This is a genomic window from Planctomonas deserti, from assembly GCF_003067705.1.
In the GTDB taxonomy this organism is placed as follows: domain Bacteria; phylum Actinomycetota; class Actinomycetes; order Actinomycetales; family Microbacteriaceae; genus Planctomonas; species Planctomonas deserti.
The window spans coordinates 880,807-893,759 of the sequence record NZ_QANL01000002.1; the positions used below are offsets into that span (position 1 = coordinate 880,807).

The following is a 12,953-nucleotide window of genomic DNA, read 5'->3' on the forward strand; positions in this document are numbered from 1 at the left end:
GGCTCAGGTCGCGAGAAGGCGTCCGAGGTGGTGCCCCACGGCGTCGTCCTCGATGAGGAAGCCGTCGTGTCCGAACGCGCTCGTGATCACCGCGGGCTCGTCGCCGTCCAGAGTGCTCGGGATGTAACGGGCGAGCACCTCCTGGTCGGGCACGGGGAACAGGCGGTCGCTGTCGATGCCGAGCACGAGGGTCCGCGCCGTGATGCCGGCGAGCGCGCGCGCGACGCCGCCGCGATCCCGGCCCACGTCGTGGGAGTTCATGGAGTCGACCAGCCGGAGGTAGCTGTTCGCGTCGAAGCGCCGCGTGAAGCGGTTGCCGTGGAAGTCGAGGTAGGACTCGACCGCGAAGCGCCCCTCGCCGCCGAGCGGGCTGATGCCGCTCTGCCAGGAGCGCTCGAACCGGTCGTTGAGCTCGCTCGGGCTGCGGTAGTTGAGCAGCGCCATGCGGCGGGCGAGCGCGAGGCCGAGGTGCGGCCCCTCGCCGTCGGGGGCGTCGTAGTACTCGCCGCCACGGAACTGAGGGTCGATCCGCACGGCCTGCGCCTGCACGGAGTTCAGGGCGATCTGGTCGGCGCTCGACCTCGGCGGCGCGGCGAGCACGGCGAGCCGCTCCACCCGGTCGGGAGCGAGGATGCCCCACTCGAGCGCGTGCATGCCGCCCATCGAGCCGCCGATGACGGCCGCCCAGCGGTCGATGCCGATCGCGTCGGAGAACGCGATCTGCGCGCGTACCTGGTCGCGGATGGTGACGTAGGGGAATCGCGGGCCCCACTCGCGCCCGTCCGGCGCGAGCGAGGCGGGACCGGTCGTGCCCTGGCAGCCGCCGAGCATGTTCGGCGCGACCACGAACCAGCGGTCCGTGTCGATGGCCTTGCCCGGCCCCACTATCCCGGACCACCAGCCCGCGGTGGGCTGACCCGGGCCGGCGGGTCCGACGACGTGGCCGTCCCCCGTGAGTGCGTGCAGCACGAGCACCGCGTTGTCCCGTTCGGGGGAGAGCTCGCCCCAGGTCTCGTAGGCGACGCGCACGGCGGGCAGCTCGTCGCCGCGATCGAACCGGAAGCGCCCGATCGGGGCGAAGCGCCGCTCGAAGATCGGGTCGCCCTCGCGCCACGCGCCGCTCGCCGGAGGCTTGCCGAGCAGCGATCGCACCTGGGCGTCCGTGACAAAGCTCGACGGAACCGTGTCTTCGGAGATCTGCCAGTCCATGGTGAGTCAAGTAGAGCAGAAGCGCATACGGCCCGGAGAAGTGTTACGCCGTGCCCGATTCCCGCGGGGACAGGGAGGCCGGGTGCCGGGGCATCGGTGCGCGTACCCGTGTAGGTCGTTTCCGGCCCGGTGTCAAGCCTCGGAATGTAAATGACGATCGTTATGGATTGGAACTACAGTCAAGTCACTGGCCCCCGAACGGGGGACGGCCCAGGGGTCGAGTTGGACCGGTCGGCCGTGGATCGCGCCGGTATGGAGGGAATCTGATGACGATCATCGATGACGCAACAGGAACGAAGACCACGAAGGGCGAGGCCCCTCTGCGGATCGCGCTCAACGACGACGACGAGATCGAGCAGCGCGCCGGATTCATCCTCGGCGCCTCCCTCGACCCGGTGAAGGACTATCTGCGGCAGCTGTCGAAGGTGCCGCTGCTGACGGCCGAGGAGGAGGTCTCGCTGGCGAAGCGGATCGAGGTCGGCGTGTTCGCGCAGGAGAAGCTCGACACCGAGACCGATCTCGACGACCAGCTGCGCCGAGACCTGAAGTGGCTCGCGCACGACGGCGCGGTCGCGAAGGAGAACCTGGTCAGCGCGAACCTGCGCCTGGTCGTCAGCATCGCCAAGCGCTACACCGGCCGCGGCATGCCGTTCATGGACCTGATCCAGGAGGGCAACATGGGCCTGGTCCGGGCGGTGGAGAAGTTCGACTTCACCACCGGGTTCAAGTTCTCGACCTACGGGTCCTGGTGGATCCGTCAGGCCATCGCCCGGGCGCTGGCCGACCAGTCCCGCACGATCCGCATCCCCGTGCACACGGTCGAGCTGATCAACAAGATCGCCCGCATGGAGCGGGAGCTGCGCATGGAGCTCGGCCGCGACGCCACGATCGAGGAGGTGGCCAAGGAGGTCGACCTCCCCGTCGAGAAGGTCAAGGACCTCCGCGACCGCGGCCGCGACCCCCTCTCCCTGCACTCCGCCCTCGGCGACGAGGGCGACGGCGAGTTCGGCGACATCATCGAGGACACCGACACCATCCAGCCCCTGGACTCCGTGACGGCGAAGATGCTGAACCAGCACGTCGCCACCCTGATGGAGTCCCTGCCCACCCGGGAGAGGGAGATCCTCACCCTCCGCTTCGGCTTCGGGGACGGGCAGACGAAGACGTACGAGCAGATCGGCATGCTCTACGGGGTCACCCGCGAGCGCATCCGTCAGGTGGAGCTGAAGACGATCGCTCACCTGCGCTCGATCGCGGCGCACGAGTACCTCGAGGACTGACACGGGGCGCCGGCGGCGGCGCGCACAGCGACACCCAGGGAAACGGTCCCCGAGCCAGGCGGCTCGGGGACCGTTTCCCGTTTCCATGTGGCCTCCGCAGCGGGGCGGAGCCCACGTGGGGGACCAGACCGCGGGGCGGATCAGACGCGCGACGCCTCGACGGTCGCCCGGGCCGCCGCGAGGCCGGCGGTGAGGTCGGCCAGAATGTCGTCGATGTTCTCCAGCCCGACGGAGAGCCGCACGAGCCCGGGCGTAACGCCCGAGGTGAGCTGCTGCTCGGGCGTGAGCTGGGAATGCGTCGTGGAGGCCGGGTGGATCACCAGGCTGCGCACGTCACCGATGTTGGCGAGGTGGCTGAACAGCGAGAGGTTGTTGACGAGCGCGCGGCCGGCGTCCACCCCGCCCTTAAGCTCGAAGGACAGCACGGCGCCGACGCCCTTCGGCGCGTAGCGGTTCGCCGCCGCGTACCAGGGGCTCGACGGCAGGCCCGCGTAGTAGACCGTCGCGATGTCGTCGTGGGCGTCGAGCCACTCGGCGACGTGCTGCGCGTTCTGCACGTGACGCTCGATGCGGAGGCTGAGCGTCTCGATGCCCTGGATCAGCTGCCAGGCGCTGGCCGGCGCGATGGAGGCGCCGAGGTCGCGCAGCAGCTGCACCCGGGCCTTGATGATGTAGGCCAGGCCGTCGCCAAGCGCCTCGACGTAGTTGACGCCGTGGTACGAGGGGTCCGGGGTCGTGAGGCCGGGGAACCGGTCCGCGTGCTGCGACCACGGGAACCGGCCGCCGTCCACGACGAGGCCGCCGATCACGGTGCCGTGGCCGCCCAGGAACTTGGTCGCGGAGTGCACGACGATGTCCGCGCCGTGCTCGAAGGGGCGGATGAGATAGGGCGTCGCGATGGTGTTGTCCACGATCAGCGGCACACCGCTCTCGTGCGCGACGTCGGCGACGGTGCGGATGTCGAGCACGTTGATCTTGGGGTTGCCGATCGTCTCGGCGAAGAACAGCTTCGTGTTGGGCCGCACGGCGCGGCGCCACTCCTCGGGGTCGTCCTGGTTCTCGACGAATGTCGTCTCGATGCCGAGACGGGCGAGCGTGTACTTGAAGAGGTTGTACGTGCCCCCATAAATGGAGGAGGAAGAGACGATGTGGTCGCCCGCCTGGGTGAGGTTCAGGACCGCGAAGGTCTCGGCGGCCTGCCCGGACGCGACGAGCAGGGCGGCCGTGCCGCCCTCGAGCGCGGCGACGCGCTCCTCGACCACGGCCTGCGTCGGGTTCTGGATGCGCGTGTAGATGTTGCCGAACTCGGTGAGCGCGAAGAGGTTCTGCGCGTGCTCGGCGTCCCGGAAGACGTAGGAGGTGGTCTGGTAGATCGGCGTCGCGCGGGCGTTCGTCACCGGGTCCGGCGCGGCTCCGGAGTGAATCTGCTTGGTCTCGAACTTCCAGTCGGCCTTGTCGGTTGCCGCGTTGTCGCTCATCTACGCACTTCCTTGTCCTCGATCGGGTCTCGCTCGACACTAAGGACGGCCGCGGCGAGCGTCAACGGACCAGGACACACCGCGTAACGCGTGGTGTCACCGGTCCCGGCGAGATCCCGTCGGGTCGGTGCGCGAGGACCGGGCGGGGGAGTCGTCGGCCTCGACGAACAGCCAGCGAGGCCGGGGCTCGACGAGCGGCCGGAACACCCGCCGAACCCACGGTCCCGACAGCAGGATGGAGATGCCGACGCAGGCGAGGATCATGCTGATCAGCGCCGTCGCGTTCGAGTTGTCGCCGCGCAGCACATCGGACTCGCGGATGGGGTAGAGCACGAAGCTGTGCAGGAGGTACACGTACATCGTGGACTGGCCGAAGGCCGTGATCCACGTGTTCGATCGCGGCACGAGCGCGAAGAACGCGAAGCTGAGCAGCACCGCGAGCAGGATGAAGGCGAGCCGCAGCAGGCCCGCGTACCACTGGTCCTCACCGAGCACCTTGTAGTTGTCGTCATAGAAGAACCAGAAGCGCAGGTCCATCTCGCGCCAGGTGTCGATGAAGACGTAGACGACGACGCCCCAGGCGGCGAGGGCGGCGATGGCGGCGGCCCGGATCCACCAGACGGCGCGCTCGGCGAACCGCCACCGATCGACGAGGTGCCAGTCGTTGAGCTTCCAGCCCAGCACGAAGAACGGCAGGATGCCGATCGTGCGGGAGAGCGAGAACGTGTTGTCGACGTTTGTCAGGTAGCCGACCCCGATCGACAGGAGGACCGCCCAGAACAGCGGCCAGCGCACGAGCGCCAGGTAGGGCAGGACGAGCCGGAAGATGCCGAGCGCGAGCAGGAACCAGAGGGTCCAGGACGGCTTCGTGAGGTTGACGTCGGTCTTCCCCTCGACCAGCCACTGCACGACCGTCCAGATCGTCTCCATGATGAAGTACGGCAGCAGGATGTCGGTGATCACCCGCTTCATGCCGCGCCCCGTCGGCGGGCCGGACTTGCTGAAGTAGCCGCTGATGATGGCGAACGCCGGCATGTGGAAGGCGTAGAGCACGAGGTAGACCGCGAGCGCGTTGTCGGAGTCAATGGTCTGGCGCTGGATGCCGTGCCCGATGACGACGAGCATCACGCAGAGGAAGCGGGCGTTGTCCCAGAACGGCACGCGCACGCGCTTCTTCGCGTCGGGCGCGGCGAGCTCCTCGGTGCCGAACGCACCGGGGGCGTTCGTCGCGGGTTCGCTCACGCGGCAAGCATAGGGCGGCGTGGGCGCCCCGCGCGGGCGGCGGTGTCCGGCGCACGCCTCGCCGTGCGCTCGGTACGGTGGGAGCGGGCCGGGCCGGAGGCGGTCGCCTGCCGCCCTCGAACAAGGAGTTGCCGTGGGAGATGTCAGACGGGTCGTTGTCACCGGTGCGAGCTCGGGGATCGGCGCCGCGACGGTGCGCCTGTTCCGCGAGCGCGGCTGGAGCGTCGTCGGGGTCGCCCGGCGCGAGGACCGGCTGGCCGGGCTGGCCGAGGAGACCGGCTGCGACGTCTTCGCCGCGGACATCACCGACCAGGCCGACGTCGACGCCCTCCGCGCGTTCGTGGAGAGCACGGGCGGCGCGAACGCGCTCGTCAACAACGCGGGTGGCGCGTTCGGCCTCGACACGGTCGAGGCGGGGTCGGCAGAGGACTGGCTGCGGATGTACGACGTCAACGTCATCGGCACCAAGCGGGTCACGAGCGCGCTGCTCCCCGCGCTGCGCGCCTCCGTCGCGGAGGGCGGCCACGCGGATCTGCTCACCGTCACGTCCATCGCCGGTCACGTGGCGTACGAGGGCGGCGGCGGGTACAACGCCGCCAAGTTCGCCGAGCACGCGCTCGTCGCCGTGCTGCGGCTCGAGCTGAACGGCGAGCCGATCCGGGTGATCGAGGTCGCCCCGGGCCAGGTGCACACGGAGGAGTTCTCGCTCGTGCGCTTCGGTGGCGACCGGGAGCGCGCGGACGCGGTCTACCGCGACGTGCCCGACCCGCTGTCCGCCGAGGACGTCGCGGAGTCGATCGTGCACGCGCTCGAGCTTCCCGGTCACGTGAACCTCGACCTGATCACGATCAAGCCGGTCGCGCAGGCCGCCCCGCACAAGCTCGCGAAGGGTGAGCTGCGAGTTCGCGGCTGAGTCCGAGCGCCCGGCGGGGACCCCGGCGTAGGGTCGGACCATGAGTGAAACCACGTACACGGCACAGCTGGTGGGACCCGACGGCACGGAGAGCATCGAGCTCGAGCTCGTCGCCGGTGAGCCGCAGAGGAGCTTCGTCCGCCCGTCGGGGGAGGACGGCCAGGAGATGGTCTGGGAGCTCGACGCCGAGGCCGAGGGCGCGGTCTACCGCCCGGGCGGCATCCCGAGCGCCGACTACTCGTGACGGCGGAGGCCCCGCCCGCGGGTCAGCCGGACCCGGCCACGACCGACGCAGCCGCCGCGCCGCGGGAGGTTCTCAGCTGGGACGGCTTCGGCGACGCGTCCCGCGAGCTGGCCACCCGCATCGCCGAGAGCGGCTACCGGCCCGATCTCGTCATCGCGATCGCCCGCGGGGGGCTGCTGCTCGCCGGGTCGCTCGCCTACGCCCTCGGCACGAAGAGCTGCGGCAGCCTGAACGTCGAGTTCTACACGGGCGTTGACGAGCGGCTTCCGGAGCCCGTGCTGCTGCCGCCCATGCTCGACGCGCCCGCCCTCGACGGGCGTCGCGTGCTGCTCGTCGACGACGTGTCGGACTCGGGCAGGACGCTCGCGATGGTCGTCGACCTGCTCTCCGGCATGTCGGCCGAGGTGCGCAGCGTCACGCTGTACACGAAGCCCCGCACCATCCTCACCCCGGACTACGCCTGGCGCGAGACGGACCGCTGGATCGACTTCCCCTGGTCGTCCCAGCCGGTCGTCGAGGCGGCGCGGACGGCGGTCCCCGGAGACCTCTCCGCGCACTGACGGCATACGGGGCCCGCCGTCGGCTAGCGTTGACCGAGTGAGTGTGCATCTGGTCGGTGGCGGTTGGTCTGACGACGGCGGAAGCGTGTACCGCGCATTCCTCGAGGAGGCGACCGCCCGTGCCGTGTCCGGTGGCCGCTCGGTGCCGCGGATCGCGGTGATCGTCGTGCACGACGGCGACGGCCTCGACACCTTCGCCCGGTTCGACTCCATTCTCGGCGCGGCCGGCCCCTGCGAGCCCGTGAGCGTGCTCGTGGCCGAGGGCACCGAGGTGCCGCAGAGCGCGTTCGCCGAGGTCGACGCCATCCTCGTCGCCGGCGGACTCACCCCCGCGTACCTGGAAAGCGTGCGGCCGCGCTTCGGCGAGATCCGCAGGCAGGTCGCCGACGGCACGCCGTACCTCGGCTTCTCCGCGGGCGCCGCCATCGCGGCGGAGCGGGCGATCGTCGGTGGCTGGAAGATCGGTGACGTCGAGGTCTGCGCCGAGGAGGCGGGCGAGGAGCTCGAGGAGGTCACCATCGAGGAGGGCATCGGCCTGCTCGATGTCGCAATCGACGTGCACGCCGCCCAGTGGGGCACCCTGACGCGCCTCATCGCGGCCACGGAGGCGGGCCTCGTCGACGGCGGACTCGCGGTCGACGAGAGCACCGTGCTCATCGCGGGCGACGGGCCGTTGCGGGTGGCCGGGCGCGGGAGCGTCTGGACCGTCATCGCCGCAGAGTCCGGTGTCGTCGTGAGTTCGGCGGCAGCGAGGGCATGACGCCCCGCAGCCTCGCGGAGCTCGCCGACGCGGGGGAGATCGACCCCGGCTGGGCGGCGGCGCTCGCGCCCGCGCAGGACACCATCTCGGCGCTCGGCGACTTCCTGCGGGCGGAGGCCGCCGCGGGGCGCGGCTACCTGCCCGCCGGTCCAAACGTCCTGCGGGCCTTCCGCACCCCGTTCGAGTCCGTGCGCGTGCTCATCGTCGGGCAGGATCCGTACCCCACGATCGGCCACCCCATCGGCCTGGCCTTCGCGGTCGAGCCGCACGTGCGGCCGGTGCCGCGGAGCCTCGCCAACATCTACCGGGAGCTGCGCGACGACGTCGGCGTCGAGCCGCCCGCGCACGGCGACCTCAGCGCGTGGGGGAGCCAGGGCGTGCTCCTGCTCAACAGGGTGCTCACCGTGCAGCCGGGGGCGTCCGGCTCCCACCGCGGCAAGGGGTGGGAGGCCGTGACCGAGCTCGCCATCCGCGCGCTCGTGGCGCGGGGTCGGCCCCTCGTCTCGATCCTGTGGGGGAAGGACGCCGGCACGGTCGCGCCGCTGCTCGGCTCCACCCCCGCCATCACGTCCGTGCACCCGAGCCCGCTGTCGGCGAGCCGCGGGTTCTTCGGCTCCCGCCCGTTCAGCCGGGTCAACGCGCTCCTCGAGGAGCAGGGCGAGCGGCCCGTCGACTGGGCGCTGCCGCCCGCGACGGCGGGAAACTAGACTCGACCGCATCATGCTGGAAGAGGAATACCAGGAGCGCAGGAGACTGCCGCGGCACCTGCGGCCGCAGGCCCCCGAGCCCGCGGAGTTCTCGTTCACCATCCGCACGGCGGAGCCCACGGACCTGCCCGACATCCGCGAGATCTACAACCTCTACGTGGCCAACAGCACGGTGACGTTCGACGAGGACCCCATGACGCTCGCCGCGTGGCGCTCCAAGTACGCGTACCTCAAGAAGCTCGGCATGCCGTTCATCGTGGCCGTCTCGCCGGGCGGGAACGTGCTCGGCTACGCCCTCGTGACCCCGTGGGCGCAGAAGAAGGCCTACCGCTTCACCGTGGAGAACTCGATCTACCTGAGCCCCGCCGCGACGGGCAAGGGGCTCGGCCGCGCGCTCATGGAGGAGCTCATCGTGCGGTCGAAGGCGGCCGGGCTCAAGGAGATCATCGCCGTGATCGCCGATCGGGGCGCCGACGCGTCGCTTCGCATGCACGAGAGCTTCGGCTTCCGGGAGATCGGCCGCATGGGCCGCGTCGGCTACAAGTTCGAGCGCTGGCTGGGCACGATCATGCTGCAGAAGTCGCTCAAGTAGCGCCAGTTCACGCCCGGCGACGCGCCCCTGCCCAGGCAGGAGGATCGTGCGCAGCTTAGAGCTGGGCAGGAGCCTCGTGCCTGGGCAGGGGCGATGGAGAAGCCGGGTGCGTGCGACGTGCGGACCGCCAACACGCCCCTGCCCAGGCAGGGGCACCGTGCTCAGGGTGAACCTGGGCGGGATGCCTGTGCCTGGGCAGGGGCGGTGGAGCCGACTATTCGCGGGGGATGCGCGTCAGTCGTTGCGCGCGGCGGGACCGGTCGGCCAGCGCAGCAGCGCGGCGACGCCCTGCGGCAGCTCCTGGTCGCCCAGCGCGAGGACCTTCGCGTCCGTGAGCACGGCCGCCCGCACGAGCGCGTCGGCCGCGGGCACGTGTCCCACGACCGTCGCGCCGAGGGTCTCCTCGGGCGCGGTCGCGACCCACGGCTCGGTGGCGAGGGCGAGCAGCGTCCGGTCGGCGAGCAGACGCTGCGAGACCAGCAGCGTGTCGACCTGGCTCTGCTGCAGCGCGTGCACGACGGCCCCGAGGCCGGTTTCACCGAGTCCGCCCGTCGACGCCGTCTCCTGGGCGAGGCGGTCGAGCGCCGCACGCTCCTCGAGGGCGAGCAGCTCCGCGACCCGCGTCTCGATCTCGTGCTCGAGCGGCTCGTCCGACGAGCCCTCCGCCCGGGTGTTGCCCGCCACGAGCACCGCGACCTTCTGCGCCGCCGAGCCCAGCTGGTCCCGCAGCAGCTGCTGAGCGCGGACGTCGCCCGAGATGAGGACCAGCTCGACCTTCTCCGTCCGCACCAGCTCGTCGATCGACTCGGCGATCTGCGCCTCGTTCCGCTTCCACGTCTCCTCGGCGTGCTGCTGGAACCGGCGGTGCGACCAGCCGCCGAGCTGCACCTTGCGGATCTGCTCGGTCTCGCCCTCGATCTCCTGCTCCGACTCCGGCGCGGAGCCGCCCAGGCGGAACAGCTTGACGACGCCGCCCTCGCGGTTCGCCTCGACGACGACGTAGCTCAGGTCGCGCGGCCGGTGCGCGACCAGGGGGAGCAGGCCGGGTACGAGGCCGTAGCTCACGGCGCGCTCGGCGCGCGATTGGCCCGGAAGAAGCTCCTGCACGAGCACCTCGCCGTCACGGATCACGAGGAAGTGGCTCACGGGGCCGCCGACGTGCGACGGGCGCGACAGGATCTCGTCCACGACGTCGAGATCGGAGTCGGGCGCGCCGGCGGCGGCCAGCTCCTCGCGCAGCGCGCGGCGGCGCAGCTCCCGGGTGCGGTGCGGGTCGTTCGTGTCCTCGGACGCGTCGGCGTACACCGCGGTCAACGGGGCGCCCGAGCGGTACAGCTCCGCGAGCATCGAGTGCACGCCGTCACTCATCGGCGGCCTCCTGGCCGGTCTCGGTCGTGAAGGTCTCGCCGCTGCCGCGCTCGCCGGTGCCGGCCTCCTCGACGATCTGGGCCGCCCCGCGGTCCGAGAAGTCGGGCGCGTGGACGGGGTCCAGCCCGGACGCCTCGTTCACCTCGTCCGAGTCCGTGTCGTCCGGAAGGGGCTCCGTCTGGCGGAAGTCCTCGACGTGCCCGGGGCGGTGCCCCTGGATGATCGCCTGCTCCTCCTGCTGCAGCTCGTCGTCCAGGTTGAATCCGTGCGTGGTGTTGCCGCGCTCGCTCATGCGTTCTCCCTTTCGCGTGGGTTCTCGGGATGCGCTGAGCACCCCGCATCCCAGCATTCTCCGGACCGCCGTCGCTGCCAACGGGGAACGGACGAAAGAGGCCGCCGGTCGCCGATCCGCGCGGGGGCGGGACGGCGGCCGGTGGCCACGCACGACGCGGCGGCTAGTTCCTGGGCGTCGCCCTGCGCAGGACGAGGAAGCCGGTGACGGCCGCGACCGCCGTGGGCAGGAGCAGCCAGGCCGCCACCCCGGAGGCCCCGTTCGTCGCGAACCACTCGCCGACCGCGGGCCAGGTGTCGGTGTAGGTGAACAGCGCGACCAGTGCGATGAGGAGGACGCCGAGCGCCGCCCAGAACGCGATCATGCCGTACATGCGCCAGCGCATGTAGACGGTGGCGATCGCCGCGCCCGCGAAGAAGAAGAACAGGAACAGGGAGAAGAACACGAACAGGCGCGCGAGCCCGCCCTCGGTCCCGAAGTAGATCGCGGTGAACATGTGCCCGCCGAGGCCCCAGCCCCCGGTCGCCTCCTCGATGGCGGCGAGGATCGCCATGCCGACGGCGTAGCCGGCGGACACGAGCACGAACAGCAGGGAGGTGCCCAGGTAGTACTCCCGGCGGGTGACGCTGTAGCCGAGCGCGAACGGGAAGGTCACGGTGATCGCCTGCGCCGCGACGACGGACATGTAGACGAAGATGAACGTCGCCGCGCCGCTCCACTGCGTGCCGTCTACGGCCTCGCCCGAGTCCATGCTGATGCTCACGTCGAGGACCGCCCAGATGGCGTAGTTCACCGCGAAGATGAGGGCCAGGATGATCGCCGGCGTCTGCACGATCACCCACGTGTTCGTGAGGTGGAGCCGGACCACGTTCCAGATGCGGTTGGTCTGCTCGGCCCGCGGCGTCTCGAGGGTCGAGGACGGGGAGGTGGCGGTCATGATGTCTTCTCGAATTCCTTCTCGGTGGTGTTGGTGCGGCGGACGATGAGCTGTTGCAGGGAGACGGGCGCCAGTTCCAGGCCGGCGTCCGCGGCGTCGCGGCGCTCCGCAGCCGTCAGGGCGGGGACGGTGACGGACGCCAGCCCGCCGACGCCGTCGCGGTGCAGCACCTCGCGGCCCGCCACGAAGGCGTCGACCGCACGCCGCCCGCCGACGACCGTGACCGCGGAGGACCGCACGTCCTCGGCGTCCTGGTCGATGAGGACGCGCCCGTCGTCGATCACGAGGACGTGCTCGAGCAGGTTCGACACCTCGTCGATGAGGTGCGTCGACAGCACGATCGTGCGGGGGTGCTCCGCGAAGTCCTCGAGCAGGCGGTCGTAGAAGATCTGGCGCGCGACGGCGTCGAGGCCCAGATACGGCTCGTCGAAGAACGTCAGCGGCGCCCGCGACGCAAGGCCGACGACGACCCCGATGGCGGAGAGCTGGCCGCGGGAGACTTTCTTGATCGGCCGCTTCATCGGCAGCCGGAACTCCTCGATGAGACGCTCCGCGAAGGCGGCGTCCCAGTGGTCGAAGAACCAGGGCGCGCTGGCGAACACGTGCTTCACCCGCCAGTCGTCCGGGTACTTCTGGCTCTCCTTGACGAAGCAGACCCGGCGGAGCACCGCGGGGTTCTCCATGGGCGACTCGCCGAACACCTCGATGCTGCCGGTCGTGGGGAACTGCTGCGCCGTGAGGAGTTGCATGAGGGTGGTCTTCCCCGCTCCGTTGCGGCCGAGCAGACCGTAGATGCGGTCGGGCTCCAGGGAGAAGGACACGTCGTCGACGGCGGAGAACGAGCCGAAGCGCTTGGTCAGGCCGGTCACGCGGACGACGGGGGCGGGATCCGTTGCGGCGCTCATGCGGTCACCTCTTCCGTGCGGATCATGTCGGACAACTGCTTCGGGTCGATGCCGAGCTTCGCGGCCTCCCGGAGCAGGGGGCGCAGGTACTCCTCGCGGAAGCCCTCGCGACGCTGGGCGATCAGGCGCTCGCGGGCGCCCTGGGCGACGAACATGCCGATTCCTCTCTTCTTGTAGACGACGCCGTCCTCGACGAGCCGGTTCACGCCACGCCCCGCGGTCGCGGGGTTGATGCGATAGAACGCGGCGAACTCGTTCGTGGACGGGATCTGGGACTCCTCCTCGATGACGCCGTCGATGATGTCGTTCTCGATCTGCTCTGCGAGCTGCACGAAGATCGGCTTGCCGTCGTCGATCACGGGTTCCCTCCTTCCCTGGGAAGGACCCGGCGCAGCGGGTCCGGTCCGGGGGCCGCCTCGAACGGACGGCGGTTACCCGGTTCGTTAGTCATGTAACTAACCAACCA

At 70.6% G+C, this 12,953-nt stretch carries 15 protein-coding genes; 7 read left to right on the top strand and 8 right to left on the bottom strand.

All coding sequences use genetic code 11. The annotated features are described in order from the left end of the window. Window positions 1–3: 3 nt before the first annotated feature. Window positions 4–1,209, bottom strand: a complete 1,206-nt coding sequence (gene metX, locus DAI20_RS10280) for a homoserine O-acetyltransferase MetX (protein ID WP_108250442.1) — start codon at window positions 1,207–1,209, stop codon at window positions 4–6. A gap of 266 nt (window positions 1,210–1,475) precedes the next feature. On the opposite strand from metX, the gene DAI20_RS10285 reads away from it, so the two are divergent. Then, window positions 1,476–2,489 (top strand): RNA polymerase sigma factor, encoded by a 1,014-nt coding sequence (locus DAI20_RS10285; RefSeq protein WP_108250443.1) that lies wholly within the window; start codon window positions 1,476–1,478, stop codon window positions 2,487–2,489. Window positions 2,490–2,629: 140 nt separating this feature from the next. Here the strand turns inward: DAI20_RS10285 and DAI20_RS10290 are convergent, their stop codons facing one another. Beyond that, window positions 2,630–3,967, bottom strand: a complete 1,338-nt coding sequence (locus tag DAI20_RS10290; protein ID WP_108250444.1) for a bifunctional o-acetylhomoserine/o-acetylserine sulfhydrylase — start codon at window positions 3,965–3,967, stop codon at window positions 2,630–2,632. A gap of 96 nt (window positions 3,968–4,063) precedes the next feature. Beyond that, window positions 4,064–5,209 carry an acyltransferase family protein gene (locus DAI20_RS10295; protein ID WP_240606008.1) on the bottom strand — a complete coding sequence of 382 codons (1,146 nt, stop codon included), beginning with the start codon at window positions 5,207–5,209 and terminating at the stop codon, window positions 4,064–4,066. A gap of 133 nt (window positions 5,210–5,342) precedes the next feature. On the opposite strand from DAI20_RS10295, the gene DAI20_RS10300 reads away from it, so the two are divergent. From DAI20_RS10300 to DAI20_RS10325, 6 genes are read left to right on the top strand one after another with little or no spacing between them, the layout of a single operon-like run. Next, entirely contained in the window at window positions 5,343–6,122 is a 780-nt protein-coding gene (locus DAI20_RS10300) for an SDR family oxidoreductase (RefSeq protein WP_108250445.1), read from the top strand. 40 nt (window positions 6,123–6,162) lie between these two features. Next, window positions 6,163–6,366, top strand: a complete 204-nt coding sequence (locus DAI20_RS10305) for a hypothetical protein (RefSeq protein WP_108250446.1) — start codon at window positions 6,163–6,165, stop codon at window positions 6,364–6,366. Continuing rightward, window positions 6,363–6,926, top strand: a complete 564-nt coding sequence (locus DAI20_RS10310) for a phosphoribosyltransferase (protein ID WP_108250447.1) — start codon at window positions 6,363–6,365, stop codon at window positions 6,924–6,926. Before DAI20_RS10305 ends, DAI20_RS10310 begins: the two co-directional genes overlap by 4 nt. Before the next feature lie 37 nt (window positions 6,927–6,963). Beyond that, window positions 6,964–7,686, top strand: a complete 723-nt coding sequence (locus tag DAI20_RS10315; RefSeq protein WP_108250448.1) for a Type 1 glutamine amidotransferase-like domain-containing protein — start codon at window positions 6,964–6,966, stop codon at window positions 7,684–7,686. Further along, on the top strand, window positions 7,683–8,393 hold the full coding sequence (locus DAI20_RS10320) for a uracil-DNA glycosylase (protein WP_108250449.1): 711 nt from the start codon (window positions 7,683–7,685) through the stop codon (window positions 8,391–8,393). Before DAI20_RS10315 ends, DAI20_RS10320 begins: the two co-directional genes overlap by 4 nt. A 13-nt stretch (window positions 8,394–8,406) precedes the next feature. Further along, window positions 8,407–8,985: a GNAT family N-acetyltransferase gene (locus DAI20_RS10325; RefSeq protein ID WP_108250450.1), complete on the top strand. Its 579-nt coding sequence runs from the start codon at window positions 8,407–8,409 to the stop codon at window positions 8,983–8,985. A gap of 234 nt (window positions 8,986–9,219) precedes the next feature. Here DAI20_RS10325 and DAI20_RS10330 read toward each other — a convergent pair whose 3' ends face one another. From DAI20_RS10330 to DAI20_RS10350, 5 genes are all read right to left on the bottom strand, one after another. Further along, window positions 9,220–10,353 carry a baeRF2 domain-containing protein gene (locus DAI20_RS10330; protein WP_108250451.1) on the bottom strand — a complete coding sequence of 378 codons (1,134 nt, stop codon included), beginning with the start codon at window positions 10,351–10,353 and terminating at the stop codon, window positions 9,220–9,222. Further along, the gene (locus DAI20_RS18790; protein WP_205781411.1) at window positions 10,346–10,645 is read right to left on the bottom strand and encodes a hypothetical protein; all 300 of its coding nucleotides are present in this window, start codon (window positions 10,643–10,645) and stop codon (window positions 10,346–10,348) included. The genes DAI20_RS10330 and DAI20_RS18790 overlap by 8 nt, the downstream gene beginning before the upstream one ends. 163 nt (window positions 10,646–10,808) lie before the next feature. Continuing rightward, complete coding sequence (locus DAI20_RS10340; RefSeq protein ID WP_108250452.1) at window positions 10,809–11,582, bottom strand: hypothetical protein; 774 nt, start codon at window positions 11,580–11,582, stop codon at window positions 10,809–10,811. Next, window positions 11,579–12,487, bottom strand: coding sequence for an ABC transporter ATP-binding protein (locus DAI20_RS10345; protein ID WP_108250453.1), 909 nt, complete (start codon window positions 12,485–12,487; stop codon window positions 11,579–11,581). The genes DAI20_RS10340 and DAI20_RS10345 overlap by 4 nt, the downstream gene beginning before the upstream one ends. Then, window positions 12,484–12,846, bottom strand: a complete 363-nt coding sequence (locus DAI20_RS10350) for a GntR family transcriptional regulator (protein ID WP_108250454.1) — start codon at window positions 12,844–12,846, stop codon at window positions 12,484–12,486. Before DAI20_RS10350 ends, DAI20_RS10345 begins: the two co-directional genes overlap by 4 nt. Window positions 12,847–12,953: the final 107 nt, after the last annotated feature.